This is a genomic window from Thiemannella venezuelensis, assembly GCF_014203605.1.
GTDB lineage: Bacteria > Actinomycetota > Actinomycetes > Streptosporangiales > Streptosporangiaceae > Planomonospora_A > Planomonospora_A venezuelensis.
In genome coordinates this window covers 1-19426 of record NZ_JACHJJ010000013.1, presented here as the reverse complement: position 1 = coordinate 19426, position 19426 = coordinate 1, and the positions used below count along the sequence as shown (strand labels likewise).

Annotated in this window: 19 protein-coding genes; 6 read left to right on the top strand and 13 right to left on the bottom strand. The window is 74.5% G+C overall.

The window, feature by feature from the left end; all coding sequences use genetic code 11:
• Nucleotides 1-16 precede the first annotated feature (16 nt).
• Genes FHS22_RS19495 through FHS22_RS19485 form a run of 3 tightly spaced genes read right to left on the bottom strand, consistent with a single transcriptional unit; the run spans nt 17 to nt 4718 of the window.
• On the bottom strand, nt 17-1135 hold the full coding sequence (locus FHS22_RS19495; protein ID WP_184943661.1) for a PP2C family protein-serine/threonine phosphatase: 1119 nt from the start codon (nt 1133-1135) through the stop codon (nt 17-19).
• Entirely contained in the window at nt 1132-3516 is a 2385-nt protein-coding gene (locus tag FHS22_RS19490; protein ID WP_184943660.1) for a serine/threonine-protein kinase, read from the bottom strand. Before FHS22_RS19490 ends, FHS22_RS19495 begins: the two co-directional genes overlap by 4 nt.
• The gene (locus FHS22_RS19485) at nt 3513-4718 is read right to left on the bottom strand and encodes a hypothetical protein (RefSeq protein WP_184943658.1); all 1206 of its coding nucleotides are present in this window, start codon (nt 4716-4718) and stop codon (nt 3513-3515) included. Before FHS22_RS19485 ends, FHS22_RS19490 begins: the two co-directional genes overlap by 4 nt.
• Before the next feature lie 263 nt (nt 4719-4981).
• Between FHS22_RS19485 and FHS22_RS19480 the strand changes: the two genes are divergently transcribed.
• Nucleotides 4982-5977 (top strand): serine hydrolase domain-containing protein, encoded by a 996-nt coding sequence (locus FHS22_RS19480; RefSeq protein ID WP_184943656.1) that lies wholly within the window; start codon nt 4982-4984, stop codon nt 5975-5977.
• 57 nt (nt 5978-6034) lie between these two features.
• Here FHS22_RS19480 and FHS22_RS19475 read toward each other — a convergent pair whose 3' ends face one another.
• From FHS22_RS19475 to FHS22_RS37370, 4 genes are all read right to left on the bottom strand, one after another.
• On the bottom strand, nt 6035-6631 hold the full coding sequence (locus tag FHS22_RS19475; protein ID WP_184943654.1) for a DinB family protein: 597 nt from the start codon (nt 6629-6631) through the stop codon (nt 6035-6037).
• A gap of 208 nt (nt 6632-6839) precedes the next feature.
• Nucleotides 6840-7094, bottom strand: a complete 255-nt coding sequence (locus FHS22_RS19470; RefSeq protein WP_184943652.1) for a hypothetical protein — start codon at nt 7092-7094, stop codon at nt 6840-6842.
• A gap of 194 nt (nt 7095-7288) precedes the next feature.
• On the bottom strand, nt 7289-7957 hold the full coding sequence (locus tag FHS22_RS37375) for a response regulator (RefSeq protein ID WP_338047829.1): 669 nt from the start codon (nt 7955-7957) through the stop codon (nt 7289-7291).
• Nucleotides 7954-9198 carry a sensor histidine kinase gene (locus FHS22_RS37370; RefSeq protein ID WP_221473843.1) on the bottom strand — a complete coding sequence of 415 codons (1245 nt, stop codon included), beginning with the start codon at nt 9196-9198 and terminating at the stop codon, nt 7954-7956. Before FHS22_RS37370 ends, FHS22_RS37375 begins: the two co-directional genes overlap by 4 nt.
• A gap of 159 nt (nt 9199-9357) precedes the next feature.
• Between FHS22_RS37370 and FHS22_RS19460 the strand changes: the two genes are divergently transcribed.
• Nucleotides 9358-10062, top strand: a complete 705-nt coding sequence (locus tag FHS22_RS19460) for a DUF4386 domain-containing protein (RefSeq protein ID WP_184943651.1) — start codon at nt 9358-9360, stop codon at nt 10060-10062.
• Nucleotides 10063-10159: 97 nt separating this feature from the next.
• On the opposite strand, the gene FHS22_RS19455 is transcribed toward FHS22_RS19460, so the two are convergent.
• The 4 genes from FHS22_RS19455 to FHS22_RS19440 form a co-directional block, all read right to left on the bottom strand.
• Nucleotides 10160-10864, bottom strand: coding sequence for a Clp protease N-terminal domain-containing protein (locus FHS22_RS19455; protein WP_184943648.1), 705 nt, complete (start codon nt 10862-10864; stop codon nt 10160-10162).
• A complete protein-coding gene (locus FHS22_RS19450) occupies nt 10864-11076 on the bottom strand; it encodes a helix-turn-helix domain-containing protein (protein WP_184943647.1) in 213 nt (70 codons plus the stop codon). Before FHS22_RS19450 ends, FHS22_RS19455 begins: the two co-directional genes overlap by 1 nt.
• Before the next feature lie 192 nt (nt 11077-11268).
• Entirely contained in the window at nt 11269-12894 is a 1626-nt protein-coding gene (gene pruA, locus FHS22_RS19445; RefSeq protein WP_184943645.1) for an L-glutamate gamma-semialdehyde dehydrogenase, read from the bottom strand.
• A 2-nt stretch (nt 12895-12896) separates the two neighbouring features.
• Complete coding sequence (locus tag FHS22_RS19440) at nt 12897-13841, bottom strand: proline dehydrogenase family protein (RefSeq protein ID WP_184943643.1); 945 nt, start codon at nt 13839-13841, stop codon at nt 12897-12899.
• Nucleotides 13842-13918: 77 nt separating this feature from the next.
• Here FHS22_RS19440 and FHS22_RS19435 point away from each other — a divergent pair, with 77 nt between their 5' ends.
• The gene (locus FHS22_RS19435) at nt 13919-15031 is read left to right on the top strand and encodes a PucR family transcriptional regulator (protein ID WP_184943641.1); all 1113 of its coding nucleotides are present in this window, start codon (nt 13919-13921) and stop codon (nt 15029-15031) included.
• On the opposite strand, the gene FHS22_RS19430 is transcribed toward FHS22_RS19435, so the two are convergent.
• A complete protein-coding gene (locus FHS22_RS19430; RefSeq protein ID WP_184943639.1) occupies nt 15012-16001 on the bottom strand; it encodes a LacI family DNA-binding transcriptional regulator in 990 nt (329 codons plus the stop codon). The two genes, FHS22_RS19435 and FHS22_RS19430, sit on opposite strands and share 20 nt — an antisense overlap.
• Nucleotides 16002-16512: 511 nt before the next feature.
• Here FHS22_RS19430 and FHS22_RS19425 point away from each other — a divergent pair.
• Together FHS22_RS19425 and FHS22_RS19420 are read left to right on the top strand one after the other, a co-directional pair.
• Nucleotides 16513-16830, top strand: a complete 318-nt coding sequence (locus FHS22_RS19425) for an L-rhamnose mutarotase (protein WP_184943637.1) — start codon at nt 16513-16515, stop codon at nt 16828-16830.
• Nucleotides 16831-17107: 277 nt separating this feature from the next.
• Entirely contained in the window at nt 17108-18010 is a 903-nt protein-coding gene (locus FHS22_RS19420; RefSeq protein WP_184943635.1) for a DMT family transporter, read from the top strand.
• A 77-nt stretch (nt 18011-18087) separates the two neighbouring features.
• Here FHS22_RS19420 and FHS22_RS19415 read toward each other — a convergent pair whose 3' ends face one another.
• Nucleotides 18088-19035, bottom strand: a complete 948-nt coding sequence (locus tag FHS22_RS19415) for a glycoside hydrolase family 16 protein (RefSeq protein ID WP_184943633.1) — start codon at nt 19033-19035, stop codon at nt 18088-18090.
• Nucleotides 19036-19274: 239 nt separating this feature from the next.
• On the opposite strand from FHS22_RS19415, the gene FHS22_RS19410 reads away from it, so the two are divergent.
• Nucleotides 19275-19426: helix-turn-helix domain-containing protein (locus FHS22_RS19410; protein WP_184943631.1), on the top strand; the 152-nt coding region annotated here is incomplete at its 3' end.

Genomic DNA, 19426 nt, shown 5'->3' with positions numbered 1-19426 from the left:
TCGGGTGCGGGCCGGTCTACGGCGGCGGTGGACAGAACGGGATCACCAGGACGGTGATGTTGTCGCGGCCCCCCGCCGCGAGCGCGTGCCGTACCAGTGCGCGGGCCGCCTCCAGCGGGGTGCCCGGCGCGGTGAAGGGGGCGAGGGAGCCGGCGTCCTCCAGGTAGCCCCAGAGGCCGTCGCTGCAGACCAGGACCACTCCCGGCTCCTGGGGGGCGAAGACCCGGACGCGCGGCGCGGCCTCGCCCGCGTCGGCCCCGAGCCAGGCGGACAGCACGCTGGGCGCGACGACGTCGTCCTCGGTGAGGAGGACGGAGTCGCGTAGCGGTACGGGCGCGGAGCGGAAGGCGGGGTCGGGCGGGACCATGGGGCCGGTGGACGCGGAGGCGCCGGCGGACACGGGGCCGGCGGACACGGGGCCGGCGGGGGTGCCGGAGCCGGCGGGCGCGGTGGGTGCGACGGGCGTGGTGGGTGTGGCGGAGTCGTCGCACGGCACCGGCGGGGATCCGGCGCGGAGCCAGTAGGCGCGGCTGTCGCCCGTCCACCCGACGGTGACGGTCTCCGGTCCCACGACGGCGGAGACGTAGGTGCAGGCGGGCGCGTCGTCCACCGAGGAACCGAGCCCGGCCACGGCGGCGGCGGCCCGCACGGCGGCGGCGCGGGTGGCGGCCGCCGGATCCGCGCCCGCGCGGAGCTCCGCCAGCAGCACGGCGGCGCCGGTCTCCGCGCCGGCGGCGGAGGCGCTCTCCGGCCGGGGCGAGGAGGACACGCCGTCGCACACCACGCCGACCGTCACGCCGTCCGCCGAGACCAGCGCCATCGCGTCCTCGTTGCGGGAGTGCCGCAGGCCGCGGTCGCTCACCCCGGCCGCGCCGCCCGCCTCGGTCTCGGCGTGGTCGGCCTCCGAGGGCTGCCGCAGGCCGCAGCGCTCGCAGTACCCCTCCGGATCCACGGGCGCGGGCCCGCACCGCTCGCACCGGGCCGCATCGAGCGGCTGCCCGCAGCACTCGCAGAACAGCTCCCCGGGGTGCACGCCCGAACCGCACCTGGGGCACGCGCCGGAGACCGCGCGCCGCGCGCCGCCCGTCCCGTCCGCACCCGTCTCATCGGGACCCGTCGCGGGCGCCGCCGTCACAGCAGCGTCCTGGGACGGGTGGCGTTGGCCCGGTCGATCAGCTCGTGCCGCTCGGCGGAGGTGGCCGCCGAGCGGGCGAGCCCCCGGTAGAGGCGCTCCAGCTCCCGCCGGAGCCCGCGCTCGGTGAACGGTGCTCCGAGCAGGCGCCCGCTCACCGCGCCCCGGCCGGAGCCGGGGGCGGGAGCGGAACCCGCACCGGAGCCCAGCCAGCCGAGCGCCGTCTCCAGGACCTCGGCCGCCATCTCCGCGCGCCGCCGGGGATCGAGGCCGTCGAGGTCGGCCAGGCGCTCACCCGTCCCGGCCAGCGCGGCGGCGTCCAGCGAGGGCAGGGGCCGCTCCCGTACGGCCACCGCCACGGCCGCCAGCCGCGCCGCCACGAAGTGACTGGAACTCGGTGGCACCTCGTCGAGGGCCGCGACCGCGATGTCCGGCTCGCCGATCGCCAGCAGGGTCCTGGCCAGGCCGAACGCGGCGCTCACGTAGGAGCGGTCGGTGCGCCACACCGTCCGGTACAGCCACATGGCCTCCGCCGGGTTCCCGGCGCGCTCCAGGCAGAACGCGAGCGCCAGCCGGGGCGCGCACTCCCCGGGCATCAGGCCGTAGCAGCGGTCGAAGATCCGTACGGCCTCCGCCAGGTCGCCCGAGACGAGCTCGTGCACCCCCCGGCACCACAGGACCCGCCAGTCGCCAGCCAGCTCCCCGGCGGCCCTGGCCAGCAGTCCGTCCGCCTCCGCCGCGCCCTGCTCGGCGCTCATCCGGGTGAGCGCGAGCAGCGTCTCCGGCGTCTCCGGCGCGGAGCCGAGCATGGCGACCAGCTCGCCGGGGGTGCGGGCGGTGAGACCGGACAGGAACGCGGTGGCCGGGTCCGCCGGGTCGGCCAGCGGCACCGGGAGGGCGGCCGCGACGGCGGCGCCGCCGGGCGGCTGCAGGATCCGCCCGCCGCCGCGCGGGGCCAGAACGGTCCCGGCGGCGATCCGCTCGGGCCCGAACAGGGCGGACGGCGAGGGGTAGGGGACGCCGTCCTCGGCGGCGCGCACCTCCCGCAGGACCCCCAGGAGCTGGTCGGCCATCTCCTCGGCGCTCGAGAACCGGGTGGCGGGCGAGGGGTCCGTCGCGCGGCGCAGGAAGCGGTGGAAGGACTCGTGGGCGACCTGCTCCGGCAGGTCCCCGAGGCCGGGCAGGGGTGCCTCGGCGCCGCCGCGCACCGGACTGAACGGGAAGCTCAGCACCGCCAGAGTCCGTCCCACCGTGTAGAGGTCGGAGGCGACCGACGGCCCGTGGGAGGCGATCTCCGGCGCCTGGTATCCGACGGTTCCGTAGATGGCGCTGTCCTGATCGGAGGCCATCCGGACCGCGCCCAGGTCGATGAGCTTGAGCTCCCGCCCGACCTGGATCACGTTGGCGGGCTTGAGGTCGCAGTAGAGCATGCCCCGCTCGTGCAGGTACGCGAAGGCGCGCAGGATCTCCAGCGCGTACGGGATCGCCTGGCGGAGCGGGAGCGCGTCGCGGCCGCCGCTCTCCCGCAGCCGCCGGCGGAGCTGGTCGTGCAGGGACTCGCCCCCGATGTACTCCATGACGAGGTAGCCGGCCATCCGCCCGGCCTCGGCGCCCGGCTCCCGGTGCCGGACGAAGTTGAAGATCTTGACGATGTTGGCGTGGTCCACGCCGGTCAGGAACCGGCGCTCGGCCTCGGCGATGGCCAGCGCCTCGGCGTCGGCGGTGTTCAGCAGCCCCTTGAGGACCACCCAGCGGCCGTCGAGGTTGCGGTCGGCGGCCAGGTAGACCCAGCCGAGCCCGCCGTGCGCCAGGCAGCCCTTCACCTCGTACTGCCCGGCCACCAGGTCGCCCTCGCGCAGCTTGGGGGTGAAGGAGAACCGGGTGCCGTCGTGCGGGCAGAACCCCTCGGTGCGCCCGGGGCGGCCGTCCCGGCTCCGGCCCACCGGGCGGCCGCAGTCGGACCTGCTGCAGAACCGCTTCTCCTCCGGGACCTGGGGGTCCTTCAGCACCACCGTCACCGGGTCCCGGTAGACGACGGGCGGGACCTCGGCCAGTCCCGTGCCGAGCAGCCCCGGCCGCGAGCCCCCGGTTCCCCGGGTCCCCCGGCTCGGCGTGGAGCCGGGACCCCGGCCGCCGGACGGGATCGTGACGGGCGAGGAGGAGGGCGCGGGCCCGGACGGGGCGCGGGACGGTGCGGGCCCGGACGGGGCGCGGGACGGTGCGGGGTGGGAGCCGGGGGAGGAGAGGGGCGCGGAGCCCGGCGGGGAGGCGCCGCCCGGTGCGGGGGCGTTCGCGGGCGGCGGCTGCTGGGCGGCGTGGCCGCACAGGTCGCAGTAGCCGTCCTCGATGCTCCCCGTGCAGTCCGGCTGCGTGCAGTGGCTCATCGGGCGGCTCCCTCGGTGGCGCGTTGGTATCCGGTGACGGCCACCGTCGCCCTGCGCAGGTCGCACGGGGCCGTCCAGAGCAGGTCGTGTGCGTGCCGGTACAGCCGGGCGGGCTCGGCGTGCTCGGCGAGGCCCAGCCGTACGGCCTTCGCCCGGAAGGCCTCCAGCCGGCCCCTGAGCTCGTCGCGGCGGGCGATGAGCTCGCGCAGGACCGCCGTGGCCCGCTCCGCCCGGCGCAGCGCCTCGTCGGCGGCGCGCTCCAGTCCGGCGAGGAGCTCCGCGCGCTCCGGCCACCGGCCGTCCGTGCCCAGAGCATCCAGTACGGCCAGGCGCTCGCGAAGGAGCGGGGCGCTCTCGCCGAGATCGGGCAGCGCCGGAGAGGCGATCTTCACCAGGACGGCCTCGCGGACCCGCCGGGACTCCTCCTCGGCCGCCGCGACCCGGCTGATCCGCTGTCCGACGGCCGCGCGCCGCTCGCCGTACACCCGCCGCAGCGCCGCGGCCTCCCGCGCCCTGTCGTACAGGCGGCCGGCCTCGGCGGCGATCCGGTCCACGTCCCGGTCCACGTCGCGGCCGCCGCCGAGCGGGTCGTGGCGGAGTTCCTCGCGGATCCGCTCGATCTCCCGCTCGCACGCCGCCGGCCCGCCGTCGCCGCCCCCCTCGTGACCGCCGCCGTCCTCGCCGAGCCCGCGCAGCAGCTCCCGGGCGGCGCCGACCGCGGCCGCGGCGGCGTCGAGCCGGGGCAGCACCGTGTTCCAGACCGCGTCGACGTCCGCGATCGTGCCGGTGACGTCGCGGAAGGCCAGCTCCATGGCGGCCACCGCCTCGTCCAGGGTGAACCGCTGCTCCCCGGTCCCGAGCAGCGACCGCCGCTCCACCGGACCGGCCTCGGGCACCAGCCGTACGGAGGCCTCGGTGAGCAGCCCGGTCAGCTCGGCGAGCTCGGCGGGCCCCGGCCGCCGCCGCAGGCCCCGGACCTCCTCGGCCCGGGCGAACGTGGCGCGGTAGGCGTCCAGCAGAGCCCAGAGCAGGGCCGTCCGCGCCCGGACCAGCTCCCAGCGCCGCGCGGTCTCCCCGCGCAGCGGCGAACTCGCCAGCAGGCGGAAGACGGTGTGCGCCTCCAGGTCCAGGACGTCGTCGGAGATGCGGTCCCGCTCCTCACGGCGGGCGCGGAGGGCGTGCTCGACCCCCTCGGCGCTCATCGGCGGCCCCGCCGCCCCCGGGCTCCCCGTCAACGATCCCCGTACCTCCCCGTGCGCTCCGACCCCCGTGGAGATGTGGCTCTTTATCTGCTCTTTACCCTATGACGACGGGCCGGGACGGAAAGTTTCCGCGGTGATACGCCGATACGGCCGGCGTGCCGAAATCGTGGTGGATGCCATGGAAAGTGAATGAAAGGCTCTGTCACCTGAAAGCCACCTGAAAGGCTCTGTCACCGAGACATTCACGGACCCGGAGGAAACGCATGTGGCAGCAGACCGCTCCCGAGAAGGCGGGATTCGCCCCCGACCTGGCCGACCGGCTCGACGCCCTCATCCGGGAGGGGAGGGCCCCCGGCCTGCACGGCGTCGTGGTGGCCCGCCACGGTGACCTGGTCCTGGAGCACTACGGCAGCGGCCCCGACTTCGCCCTGAACGTGCCGCTCGGCACGGTGGACTTCGGCCCGGAGACGCTGCACGACGTCCGTTCGATCACCAAGAGCGTCGTCGGCCTGCTGTACGGCATCGCGCTCGGCGGCGGGCTGGTGCCCGATCCCGGCGAGCCGATCCTGCGGCACTTCCCCGAGTACGCCGACCTGGCCGCCGACCCCCGGCGGACCCGGCTGACCGTGGAGCACGCGCTCACGATGACGCTCGGTCTGGAGTGGGACGAGAGCGCGCCGTACACCGGCCCGGAGAACAGCGAGATCGCCATGGAGATGGCGGAGGACCGCCACCGGTTCGTACTGGACCGGCCCATCGTCGAGGAGCCGGGCACCCGGTGGAACTACAACGGGGGTGCCGCGGCGCTGGTCGGCGGGCTCATCGCCCGGGGAACCGGGCGCCCGCTGGAGGAGTTCGCGCGCGCCGCCCTCTTCGAGCCGCTCGGCATCACGTCCTTCGCGTGGGCGACGGGCGACGACGGGGCGGCCCTGGCCGCCTCCGGGCTGCGGCTGACCCCGCGCGACCTCGCCGCGACCGGCCAGGCCGTACTGGACCGCCGGGTGGTCCCGGCGGCCTGGATCGAGGAGATGCTCCGGCCGCACGTGCCGACCGGGAAGGACTCCTTCTACGGCTACCTGTGGTACGCCGGCCCGGACGGCCGCGCCGCGGCCACGGGCAACGGCGGGCAGAGGCTCTTCCTCCGGCCCGACCTCGGCCTCGTCGTGGCCGTCACCGCGGGCGGCTACAACAGGCCCGACCAGGACGGGACGCCCAGGGCCGTGCTGGAAGAGGTCGTTGTGCCCGCACTGGCCCCCTGACCTCGGCGCGTCCCGGATTCCGCGACTCCGCGCCCTGCGGGAGCTCCGCCGGAGACGTCAGGGGGAGGCCTCGTCGAAGGCCGGGGACGGCCGCAGGCTGCGGCGGTTGCGGTACAGGTCGCGCAGGAGCAGGATCTCGGCGCCGTGGTGGAGCACCTCGCGGTTGATGTGCAGCACGAGGGCGGCCAGGGGCTCCTCGGCGTACGGGCCCTCCGCGGGACCGCAGGGCCGGGCGAGTCCCTCGGCGCCGAGCGCGCGCGCCCCGTCCCGCCAGGCCGCGTACGTCCCGTCGAGCTGGCGCAGGGCCTCCGCGGCGGTCCCGGCGTAGGCGAACCCCTGGTAGTCCACGGCGGGCGCGCCGAAGTGCGCCGCGGCGCGCGCGCCCAGGACGCCGACGACGAGGTGCCCGAGCCGCCAGGCGATCGTGGTCACCGGCGCCGGGTCCGGTTCGGGGAGCGCGAACTCGATGACGAAGTCACCGCTCCCGGCGGCGACCGGGGCGCTGCTCGCGCCGCGCGGGCGCACGCTCCAGCAGCCGTCCACCGGTTCCCAGAAGTACTCTTCGTCGGTCAGGCCGTCCAGGCGCGGTCGCAGGTGGTGCTCCCAGTGCCAGTCCAGCTGCTCCGTGAGCAGGGAGTTCCAGTTCAGGTCCATGTCTCCGACCGTAGACGCGATAGCGGACAGCACGGGTCCGCATTCTGCGCCGCGGACGGATCCTTGACCCGCGCACCGGCCGCGCACCGGCCGCGCACCGGCCGCCCGTGTCCCGTCGCGGCCCGGACCGGAGCCCGTCCCACGGGGGCTCCGGCCCGGCGGCGGAGGCGGTGCGATCGGCGGTGCGGCGGCGGAGGGCCGCCGGGGGTCAGGCGGTGGGGAAGGGACCGGTGTACTCGGTGTAGTCGGAGACGCCGTCGCCGTTGAGGTCGACGCGGACCTCGTCGGTGTAGCCGTCGCCGTCGTGGTCGAGGTAGACCACGTCGGTCACGCCGTCGCCGTCGGTGTCGTAGCGCTCCTCGTCGGCCACGTAGTCGCCGTCGGTGTCGATGAGCTGCACGTCGGTGCTGCCGTCGCCGTCGGTGTCGTAGTAGTCGGTGGTGGTGACGTCGAAGTCGCTCATCGGGCTTTTCCGTTTCGTTCGGGTGGGTTCGTCATACAAGAGTGATGGTTCGAGGGGATTGTTACAGGAGGATCCGAGATTCTCCAGTCTCCTTCCGGAACCGGCCCTGTGGCGACCGGCTGCCCGGGGGAGCCGGGGCGTCGGCGGACCCGTACTCCCCGGACGGCTTCCGCGAGCGCCGCCCCGGGCGGGGGTCAGGCGGGCGGAGCGCCGAGGCCGGCGTCGTGGACGTAGCGGGCGACCTGGACGCGGTTGGTGACCTCGAGTTTGGCGAACACGTTCCCGATGTGCGTTTTGACCGTCGCGACGCCCATGTGGAGCGAGCCGGCGATCTCGCTGTTCGTGAGCCCCTCGCTCACGGCGACGGCGACATCGCGCTCACGGTCGGTCAGCCGGCCGAGCAGCGCGCGTGCCGTCAGCCGCCGCGAGTCGTCCGCCGGCCTGGTGACGGCCGCGATGAGGCGGTTCGTGACGCCGGGGGAGAGCACGGGCTCGCCGAGGGCGGCACGGTGCACGGCCCGGATGAGGTCCTCCGGAGAGGTGTCCTTGAACAGGAATCCCGCGGCTCCGTCCCGGAGCGCCCTGAAGATCGTTTCGTCGGCGTCGAAGGTGGTCAGAACGATGATCTTCACCGCGGCCGAGCGCTCACGGAGCCTGCGGGTGGCGGTGAGGCCGTCCATGTGCGGCATCCGGACGTCCATCAGGACGACGTCGGGCCGTTCGCGTGCGACGGCGTCGAGTGCCTGCCGGCCGTCCGAGGCCTCGGCCACCACCTCGACGCCGGGCGCGTCGTCGAGGATCATCCGCAGCCCGGCCCGCACCAGGGGGTCGTCGTCGGCGACGACCACCCGCACCCCCGTCACGCCGGCCACGGCAGCCTCGCGAGTACGGCGAACGACCCGTCGGACCGCTCGCCGTACTCGAGCTCGCCGCCCGCCAGGCGGACCCGCTCCGCCAGGCCGGTGAGGCCGAGTCCGGCGGACGGCGGGGCCGTGCCGGGCGCGACGCCGATCCGGTTGCGGACCTCCAGTTCGAGGCGGGTTCCCCGCCGGCCCGCGAGCCGTACGGTGACCGGCTCGGCGGGGGCGTGTTTGCGCGCGTTGGTCAGGGCCTCCTGCACGATGCGCAGCGCGGTGCAGGAGAGCGTCTCGGGCAGTGCCCGCAGATCCTCGTCCCGCACACCGGAGGTGTCGAGCCGTACGGTCGCACCGGCCTCCCGCGCGTCGGCGAGCAGCGCGGGCAGCTCGGCGAGGGTCGGCTGCGGTCCGTCGTGGTCGGCTCTCAGGAGCCCGAGCACCTGCCGGAGCTCGGTGAGCGCGAGCTGGGCGTTCGTCTGGATCGTGCGGGCGGTCGACGCCGCCCGCTCCCGGTCGAGGTCGCCGCGGTGGGCGAGCGCCCCGGCGTGCAGGGCCACCAGGGAGAGCCGGTGCGCCATGACGTCGTGCATGTCCCTGGCTATGCGGTTGCGCTCGGCGTCGCGCGCCACCCGCGCGGCCAGGGCCTGTTCGCGGTCGGCGGTGCGCGCCCGGTCGTGCAGCGAGGCGATCAGCTCGCGGCGTGTCGCGACGTGGTGGCCGGTGAGCACGGCGGCGGCGAAGAACCCCGCGTCGAGCAGGGCGCCGACCACGGCCCTGGACGGCCCCTGCTCCAGAGGCGGGAGAAGCGACTGGTACCGGCCCTCGCACACGGCCCTGGCGGCCACGAACACGACCCCGGCCGCCACCGTCCAGGCGCGCCGCCGCCACGTGGCCATGGACACGATGGCCACGGCCGCCGGGCCGATGCCGGTGACCGACACCGCGCAGAGCGCGGCCGTCAGGCAGGCGGCGACCGGCGGGCGGCGGCGCCGCAGGGGCAGGAGCCCGAGCGCGGCCATGCCGACCAGGAAGTCGACGACGAGTATGGCGCCGACGGCGTCCTCCTGCGCCTCCGTCAGCCCACCTGCCACCTGCTCGGCGGCGGTCGCCGTCCACGCCACGGCCCCGGCCGCCCCGGCCGCGGCATAGCGCCATACCCGTGACCAGGCACGCAGCAGCGGGAACCCCTGCCGTGACGCCGCCGCGACCGGCCGCGGCGGCGCTGACGTGGTCTCGGCCTCAGGCATGAGCAAAGACTACGCAGCCGTTCACGCCCCCGCCTCCCCCCACCGTCTCCTGCGCCTCCACCCGTGGGGGGAGGCGCAGGAGACCATCTACCGATGTATCCGCCGGCCGGGTCCCGCAGGGTGGTCGTCACCGGCTTTCGGGACACCGCAGGAGGATCCGTGACCCACCCCAGAACGATCGCCAGAATCTCGGGACTGCTCTATCTGACGCTCGTCGTCCTCGGCGTCTGGGCGCAGTTCTACAGCAGAGGCCCCGTATACGTCCCCGGCGACGCCGCCGCCACCGCCGCCAACATCGCCGACCGGGAGACCCTGTTCCGCCTGGGTCTGGCCGCCGACATCCTCATGGCGACGACCTTCATCGCGCTCGGGCTCGCCCTCCACCGCCTGCTGCACCCGGCCCATCCCCGCGCGGCCACGGCGCTGCTGACGCTGGTGATCGCCGGGGCCGGCGGCATCCTGGCGCTGCTCACCTTCCACGCGGGGGCGCTGGTCGTCGCCACGGACCCCGTCTACGCTTCAGGAGCCGGCGCGGCGGGCCGCGACTCGCTCGCTCTGCTGATGCTCGACCTGCACCACCACGGCTACGTCCTCGGCGGCGTCCTGTTCGGCCTGTGGCTGCTGCCCATGGGGTACGTCGCCTACCGGTCGAGCATGTTCCCCGACTGGCTCGGCGTGCTGCTCGTCATCGGCTGCCTGACCTGGATCGCCGACCCGCTGATCGCGTTCGCGCTGCCCGACGCGCCCGATCCGGTGCGGGTCGTCGTCTCGCTGCCGACCTCCGCCGCCGAGTTCGGCCTCATGCTGTACCTGATCATCCGCGGTGTACGCACGCCTTCGGCCGCCGCGCACCCCGCGTCGTGAAGGCCCGGCGGCGCGGGGCCGCCGCAGACGGCGCCCGGCGCCGCCGCGTCCCCGCGGGACCCCGCGCCGTCGCCGAGGCGGCGGGGGAGCGGGTGCGTCAGGCGCCGATGAGCGCGGCGAGGGCGGGGCCCGACGTCGCGGTGCGTCCTGTGGTGCGCTGGTAGCGCCGCACGATGTCGCGGTGGCGGATCCGCCGGGCGAGCCGCCGCTCGGCGCGCAGGAGGGGGTTGCGCCGCGGCGGCGGGAACGCGGCGGCCAGGTCGGCCAGGATCGCCCGCCTGTCGGCGCCGGTGGCGGAGAGCGCCCATGCCGCGCCGGGATCGAGCGCGATGAGCGCGAGGGCGAGGTGCTCGGTCCTGTGCTCGCGCTCGCGGCGGGCGAGCGCCAGCCGCAGCGACGCCTCGTAGGCCGCCTGGGCGTCGAGGCCGAGCGGCGGGCTCATCCGGGCGCACCGGCGACGTGCCCCGGCCGCGCCCAGCGGGAGCAGCGGCTCACGTGAGGGCGGGCGGTCCAGCGCCCTCGCTCCCGAAGCGCCGAGCAGGCGGTCGAGGTCGACACCGAGCGCGGCCAGGGTGTCCCGGTCGGCGGCCGCGCCTGCCCCGGCGGGCGCCGACCGGCGGACGGCCTCCCGGAGCGCGGCCTCCGCCGCCCCGTGCTCGGCCAGGGCGGCGGCGACGGCGCCGCCCGCGGCGAGGGAGAGCAGCAGGTGCTCGCTGCCCGTGCGGGGATGGCCGAGACCGCGGGCCAGTTCCACGGCCCGGCCCAGTGCCCGGCCCAGTTCGGGGTGGTCGCCTCGGAACATCAGTCCTCCTGGACGCGGTGGTGCTTGCGGTGGACGGTCTGCTTGGTGACGCCGAGCCGGACGGCGATGTCCCGCCAGGACCAGCCCGCCCGGCGTGCCGCCGCCACGTGCTGGGCCTCCAGTTGCTCCACCAGGCGGCGCAGGCGGGCGACGGCGCGCAGCGCCGTGTCCGGGTCGGTGTCGTGCACGGCCTGTTCGAGATCGGTGCTCATGGACACATCGTCAGCATATGCTGACGAAGCCGAGACGTCAACATATGCTGACGAACGTCGGGGCGCGGACCGCGACGACGGCGACGCCCCGGGACTCGGATCGAGTCCCGGGGCGTCGCGGCCGTCCGGCATCGGCACCGGCATGGCAGGAACCGGGCGATGCGGAGGCGGCCGCACAGTGGGCCGGGTGTCTCAGCCCATGTGCGGATAGCGGTGGTCGGTCGGCGGGACGAAGGTCTCCTTGATCGTGCGGGCGTTCACCCAGCGGATCAGGTTGAAGACCGAACCGGCCTTGTCGTTGGTCCCGGAGGAGCGGGCGCCGCCGAACGGCTGCTGGCCGACGACCGCCCCGGTGGGCTTGTCGTTGACGTAGAAGTTGCCCGCCGCGAAGCGCAGCCGCTCCGAGGCCGAGGTGATCGCGTAGCGGTCCCTGGCGATGACCGAGCCGGTCAGCGCGTACGGCGAGGCGCTCTCCATCTGGTCCAGCACCGCGTCGAAGTCGCCGTCGTCGTAGACGTGCACGCCGAGGATCGGGCCGAAGTACTCCTTGACGAAGATCTCGTCCGCCGGGTCGGCGCACTCCAGGACGGTCGGCTTCACGAAGTAACCGGCGGAGTCGTCGTAGGAGCCGGTCAGCACCTCGATCGAGTCGAGCGAGCGGGCCCGGTCGATGGCGGCCTTGTGCTTGGCGAACGCCCGGTCGTCGATGACCGCGCCCATGAACGTCGACAGGTCGGCGGCCACGTCGCCGACCGTCAGGGACTCGGCGGTGGCCACCAGGTCGTCGCGGATCGCCGTCCAGACCGAGCGCGGCACGTAGGCGCGGGAGGCGGCCGAGCACTTCTGGCCCTGGTACTCGAACGCGCCCCGGACCAGCGCCGTGGTCAGCACCGCGGGATCGGCCGAGGGGTGGGCCAGCACGAAGTCCTTGCCGCCGGTCTCGCCGACCAGGCGCGGGTAGGACCGGTAGGAGGCGATGTTCGAGCCCACGGCCGCCCACAGGTGCTGGAAGGTCGCGGTGGAGCCGGTGAAGTGGATGCCGGCCAGCTCCGGGTGGGTCAGCGCGGCCTCCGAGACCGCCGAGCCGTGGCCGGTGACCATGTTGATCACGCCCGGGGGCAGGCCCGCCTCCTCCAGCAGCCGCATGGTGAAGTGCGCGGCGAACTGCTGGGTGGGGGAGGGCTTCCAGACGACGACGTTGCCCATCAGCGCCGCCGAGGCCGGCAGGTTGCCCGCGATGGCGGTGAAGTTGAACGGCGTGATCGCCAGGACGAAGCCCTCCAGCGGGCGGTACTCCATCCGGTTCCACACGCCCGGAGAGGAGACCGGCTGCTCGGTGAGGAGCCGGCGCGCGTAGGCCACGTTGAAGCGCAGGAAGTCGATCAGCTCGCAGGCCGCGTCGATCTCGGCCTGCTGGGCCGACTTGGACTGGCCGAGGACCGTGGCGCCGTTCAGTGTCTGCCGCCACGGCCCGGCCAGCAGCTCGGCGGCCCGCAGGAAGATCGCGGCCCGCTCGTCGAAGGGCAGCGCCCGCCAGGCGGGGGCCGCCGCCAGCGCGGCGTCGACCGCGGCCCGCACGTCGCCGGCGGTGGCGTCGGCCGTGCGGCCGAGCACGGCGGCGTGGTTGTGCGGCTGCACCACGTCGATGGGGACTCCGCCCGCCATGCGCTGCTCGCCGCCGATCGTCATGGTCAGGTCGAGCTGGGCGCCGGCCAGCTCCTTGACGCGCTTCTCGAGCGCGGCCCGCTCGGCGCTGCCCGGCGCGTAGCCGAGCACCGGCTCGTTGGCGGGGGCGGGGACGTCGGAGATGGCATCCATGGCTACTTGCCTCCAAGGGCACGGAGAAAGAAGGCGACGTTGGCGGGGCGTTCGGCGAGGCGGCGCATGAAGTAGCCGTACCAGTCGTCGCCGTAGGGGACGTAGACGCGCACGGTGTGCCCGGCACCGGCCAGGGCCTGCTGCTTGTCGGTGCGGATGCCGTACAGCATCTGGTACTCGTAGTCGCCCCGGGCGCGCGAGAAGCGGTCGGCGAGGGTCTCGGTGATCGAGATCAGCCGGTCGTCGTGCGTGGCCACCATGGGGTACCCCTTCCCCGCCATGAGGATCCGCAGGCACCGGACGTAGGCCTTGTCCACGTCGTTCTTCTTCTGGTGCGCGACCGAGGCGGGCTCGGCGTAGGCGCCCTTGACCAGGCGGACCCGGGAGCCCTCGTGCGACAGGTCGCGGCAGTCGGCCTCGCTGCGGAACAGGTAGGCCTGGACCGCGACGCCGGTGCCGGGGAAGTCGGCGCGCAGCGCGCGCAGGATGCCGAGGGTGGAGTCGACCGTGGTGTGGTCCTCCATGTCGAGGGTGACGCTCGCCCCGGCGGCATGGGCGGCCTCGCAGATCGTGCGGGCGTGCTCCAGGGCGATCTTGTCGCCGTCGGCGCCCAGCGCCTGGCCGACCGCCGAGAGCTTCACCGAGACCTCGGTGAGGCCGGCCGGCCCGGTGCGGTCGCCGAGCTCCAGCTCGCGCAGGGCGCCGAGCAGGACGGTGTAGGCCTCGGCCGTCTGGGCGGCGGCCCCGGCGTCGCGGGTCTCCTCGCCCAGGTGGTCGATGGTGACGGTGAGACCCGCGCCGGCCAGGCGGCGGACGGCCCCGACGGCGTCCTGGACGGTCTCGCCCGCGACGAAGCGGTCGACGACCTTGCGCGTCAGCGGTACGCCGGAGACCGCGCGGCGCACGAGCGGCGCCCGCGACCCGGCGAGGAGAAGTTGACCGAACATGTCTTCCAGCCTAAAACCGCAGCTCAGGTGAGCCTCATGTGCATCTGCCACGATCGGGGGGAGCGGGCTTCATACAGATGTACGACAATGGCGGGGTGCTCCAGGAGACCGTCGACGAGATCGCCGCCAGGCTGGGCGCCTCCGCGACCCTGGAGGACCGCTCGTTCCAGCTCCTGGCCTACGCCGCGCAGAGCGGCGACATCGACACCGTGCGGCAGGAGTCCATCCTCCGCCGCCGCGCGTCCGACGAGGTCCGGGCCTACTTCGAGGGGTACGGCATCGCCACGGCGCCCGGCCGGGTCCGGATCCCCGCCGACGCCGAGCTGGGCGTGCTCGCCCGCGTCTGCGTCCCGCTCCGGCACCAGGGGGTGACCTACGGATACCTGTGGCTGCTGGACGACGGCACCCTCGGCGAGGAACTCCTCGACTCGGTCGCCGGCCCGGTCGCGCGCGCGGCCACGGTCCTCGCCCAGGAGGCCCGCCGCCGCCAGGACCTGGGCGGGCACCTGCGGGAGCTGTTCTCCGCCGACGCCGAGGAGCGCTCCTGGGCGCTGTCCCGGCTGGGCCTGCGCGGCCCGGTGGCGGCGGTCGCCGTACTCCCCTCGGCCGACCGGGTCGCCGCTCTGTGGACCCTCCCGCGCGACGTGCTCGCCGATCCCGGCCTGCCCGACCCCGGGCTCCCGGAGCGCGGCGGGCCGCTGGTCGGGCTGCTCGCCCCGGCGGCCCAGGCGCGGGAGCTGGCCGGCCGGCTCCAGGCCATGTACGGCACGGCGGCCGGGATCGGCGACGCCAGGACCGAGCCCGGGCAGGCCTGGCGGAGCTGGCGGGAGGCGGTCCACGCGCTGCGGATCGCCGGCAGGGTGCCCGAGCTCGCCCCCGTCGCCGCCTGGTCCGGCCTCGGCGTCTACCGGACGCTCGCCCGGCTGGCCCCCGAGGACCTGCGCGAGCTGGCGGCGGAGAGCGGTGGGCTGAGCGCGGACCCGGAGCTGGCCAGGACCGTGGAGAGCTACCTCGACCGGGCCGGGCACGTGCAGGAGACCGCCGCCGCGCTCGGCGTGCACCGCCAGACGCTGTACTACCGGCTGGGCAAGGCCGAGCGGCTCACCGGCCGCGACCTGGCCGACGGCGAGGACCGCCTCGTCGTCCACCTCGCGCTCAAGGCCGCCCGGCTCACCGGGTCGACTCCCTGACGACCAGCTCGGGCTGGAACATGATCTGCTGGTGCGCGTGGGTGCCGGGGTTGTCGCACTCGTCGAGGAGGAGCTCGGTGGCCACCCTGCCGAGCTGGTAGGTGGGCTGCCGGATCGAGGTGAGCGAGACGGCCGAGGCCGCGGCGAAGTCGATGTCGTCGTAGCCGATCAGCGCCACGTCGTCCGGGACCCGCACCCCCGCGTGCAGGAGACCGCGCAGCATGCCGAGGGCGAGCAGGTCGTTGGCGCAGAAGACGGCGTCGGGCGGGTCCCCCTCGGACAGGAGCTTCTCCGCCGCCTGCTGCCCGGCGCGGGGGGTCATCGCGGGCATCTCCAGGACGCGCAGCGGCCGGCCGCGCAGGGCCCGCTCGGCGCCGGTCCTGCGGTCCAGGCACTGCCGGATGCTCAGCGGTCCCGTCACGTAGGCGAGGCGGGCCGCGCCCCCGGAGAGCAGGTGGGCGACGGCCGTCTGGCCGCCGGTGACGTCGTTGACGGCGACGGAGCACTGGTCGGCCCGGTGCGCGGGGTGGTCGACGAGCACGACGTTGATCCCGCGCTCGCGCAGCCGGTCGAGCGGCTCCGGGTCCTCGTCGGAGGGGGTGATCAGCACGCCGCGGACCCGCTGCTCGGCCAGGACCAGCAGGTTGCGCTCCTCCTTGCTCCGCGAGCCCGCGGAGTTGCTCAGTATCACGGCGTAGCCGCGGTCGCTGGCCACGTCCTCGACCCCGGCGGTGACGTCGGTGAAGAACGGGTTGCCGATGTCGATGACCGACAGGCCGACGGTCTTGCTGTGACCGGCGCGCAGCGTCGAGGCCGAGCCGTGCCGGACGAATCCCAGCTCCCGGATCGACGCCTCGACCCGGGCGCGGGTCGAGGCCGACACCTTCTCGGGCCGGTTCAGCACATTCGACACCGTGCCGGGGGACACGCCGGCGTGTTCGGCGACCTGCCTGATGCCCACAGCGTTCATCAATCGTCTCCAGCGTGGAGGCCCCGGCCTTCAGACCGGGGCCCTCGACCGTGCCTCACTGTTCCCCCGGATCAGGACCTTTTGATTAAAACGTAATAATCAATCCCGGGCAAGAATCTCCATAGAGGTCATCGGCACGATACCACTCTCACGAAACATCGCGGAAACCTCCTATTGACCCGCCTGCGGCTGCTGCCTTACTGTCCAGATCTGCATTGAAACGTTTTAGAACTCCCTCGGAGGGAGCTCGTGCCAGACCGCCCCCGGTTCCCCCGTTCCGGCCCTGCAGCGTGTGAGCAAGTCGTTCGGCGCCGTCCGGGCCGCCGCGCGAGCAGGCCGGGGAACTGTTCGCCCGGCTGTTCGCCCGGCTGGGCCTTCTGGCGGCTCTGACTTCTGGCGGCTCTGACTTCTGGCGGCTCTGACTTCTGGCGGCTCTGACTTCTGACGACGGCATGCCGGTACGGCTCCCGCCCGCCGGGCGGGAGCCGTACCGGGTGCGGAGAGGACACCGATGGAACGGATCTGCTTCCTGCTGAGGGTCCGGCCCGACCGGCTGGCGGAGTACCGCGCCCGGCACGCGGAGGTCTGGCCGGACATGCTGGAGGCCCTGCGCGCCACCGGCTGGCGCAACTACTCCCTCTTCCTGGGCGAGGACGGCCTGCTGGTCGGCTACCTGGAGACCGACGACTTCGGCAAGGCCCGCGAGGGCATGGCCGCCACCGAGGTCAACGCGCGCTGGCAGGCGGAGATGGCGCCGTTCTTCGAGGACCTCGACGGCCGCCCCGACGAGGGCATGCGGCCGCTGGCGGAGGTGTTCCACCTCGACTAGATGTGCTGACCGCAGAGGCCGGGTACGGGGCGACACGAAATAGACGATCCTGTAGTGGGTGGGGCCTCCGGGTTCGGTGTGGATCGCGGCATCTGCACCAGACCCGGGAAGACCGCCGCCGGGCGCGCCCGGCGGCCTGCAGGCCGGAGGAGGCGGCCGCCGTCCTCCGCGGACCCCTCGGTTGGCCCAATCGTTCACCCCGCGATTGGACCTTATGGGCGGCCGATCCGGTTCGTAGGGTGATGGCCCGTAGAGCCCGAGCCGGAGGTGCGATCCCGTGAGCAGGCGTGGCTGGATCCTGTTCGTCCTGATGAGCGTCATCTGGGGCATCCCGTACCTGATGATCAAAGTGGCGGTGGACGGGGTGTCCGTCCCCGTGCTGGTCTTCGCGCGGACCGCGGTGGGCGCCGCCGTGCTGCTCCCGCTGGCGCTGCGCGGCGGCCGGATGCGGGGGGTCCTCCGGCACTGGCGGCCGCTGGCCGCCTTCGCGGCGATCGAGATCATCGTGCCGTGGTGGCTGCTCTCGGACGCGGAACGCCACCTGAGCAGCTCGATGGCCGGCCTGCTCATCGCGGCCTCGCCCATCGTCGCGGTGCTGCTGGGACGGCTGACCGGGGACACCGAGCGGCTGGGCGCCGTCAGGTGGGCGGGCCTGGCCGCGGGGCTGGCCGGAGTGGCGGTGCTGGCCGCGCCGGAACTGCGCGGCGGGGACCCCTGGGCGATCGCCGAGGTGCTGCTGACCGCGGTCTGCTACGCCATCGCCCCGCTGATCGCGGCACGGCGGCTGAAGGACGTCCCGGCGCTGCCGATGACCGCGGCCTGCCTGGGCCTGGCGGCGCTGGTCTACGCGCCGCCGGCCGCCATGACCTGGCCGGACGCGCTGCCCGACGGACGGGTGCTGGCGGCGCTCGCCGGTCTCGCGCTCGTCTGCACGGCGCTGGCGTTCATCGTGTTCTTCGCGCTCATCCGCGAGGTCGGCGCCTCCCGGGCACTGGTGTTCACCTACGTCAACCCGGCGGTCGCCGTCGCGGCGGGCGTGGTCGTGCTCGGGGAGCCGCTCACCGCGCCGATCCTCGCCTCGTTCGCGCTGATCCTCGGCGGCTCCGTACTGGCGACCGCGTCCCGGGAGGGCGGCGCGGGCACGTCCGCGCGCTCCGCCGAGGAGCAGCTCACCGGCTGAGCGCGCGGTGCCGCCGTCGCGTGCCGTCGTCCGCGGGTGCCGTCGCCGCTCGGTGCCGCCGCGGTGCCGAAGGGACGCTACCGGCCCCGGTACGGGTAGACCTTCACCCAGTCGACGTACATGCTCACCGTGGCCGGGGTGGAGGCGTTGCGGCACGGCGACCACTCGTTGCACGTCACGTCGTTCTGCAGGGCCAGGTGCATGGAGTGCCCGCGGGGCACGTTGGGCCCCCGGTAGTCCCACACCTTCTCGCCGTCCAGCCAGAAGGTCAGCCGCCCGGGCGTCCAGTCGACCGCGACGGTGCGCCAGCGGGTGAAGTCGGCCCTGATCGTGCGCTGGGCCTGCCGCCGCTCGCCGCGGTGCACGAAGATCCCGCCGGACCGGCGGCGCGGGTCGATGATCTCGGCGAAGTCGACCTCGGCGTAGTCGGGCCTGCCCTGGCGGTCCGGCCAGAGCAGGGCCAGCGGGGTGTACCCGGCGCCGCGCTCGGCCCGCATGCGCACCACCCAGCGCCCGTACCGCTGGGACAGGTGGCTGGCGATGCCGCCGGAGAGGTCGGCGCCGCCGTACATCCCGCCCCTGAGCCGGAGCACGCCGCCGCGCACGCTGACCGCCCTGCGGGTCCGGGGGTTGGTCTCCGCGCCGGGGGAGTGGTAGACGGCCCACTTCCGGTCGTTGACGCGGGTTCCGCCGAAGTTCTCCTCCAGGACGGGCCTGCCCCACCGGGAGGCGGCGGGCGCCTTCTGCGCGGGGAGGGGCGCGGAGGCCGGGATGGGCGGCCGGCCCGGGCCGGAGACGGCGGCGGGCGCCTCCTGCGCGGGGAGGGGCGCGGAGGCCGGGACGAGCCCGTCCCAGCCGAGGGCGGCGAGCACCTCCTGAGCGGGGAAGAGCACGGACGGCGGGACGGGCCCGCCCGGACCGGAGGCGGCGAGCGCCTCCCGAGCGGGGAGGAGTGCGGAGGCCGGGAGGAGGGCGAGAGACAGGGCCGTTGCGGTGACGCCCAGGGACATCCTGCGAATCGACATGCGTCCATCAAAGCAGCGGTACACCACCGGTAACGGGCTTATCTCGATTTCACATCCGTCCCGCGGCCACCCGGCATACCATGCCCTGGCCCCTTCCCCGTCTCCGTGCGCAGGCTCATCGAATCTCCTTTGAGCGTGGAGACCCCCGCCTTCAGGCGTGGGGAGGAAACGCGGCACGGTGCCGCAGGGATGGGAACACACGCGCGATCCTTAATTGATCGCGCGGTATGATGTGAGGCATGGCGCAGATCGTGAAGCGGGCCTACAAGTACCGCTTCTACCCGACCCCCGAGCAGGCCGACGAGCTTGCCCGGACGTTCGGCTGCGTCCGCTACGTCTACAACAAGGCGCTGGCGATGCGCTCCCGCGCCTACACGGTCGAGGGCCGCAA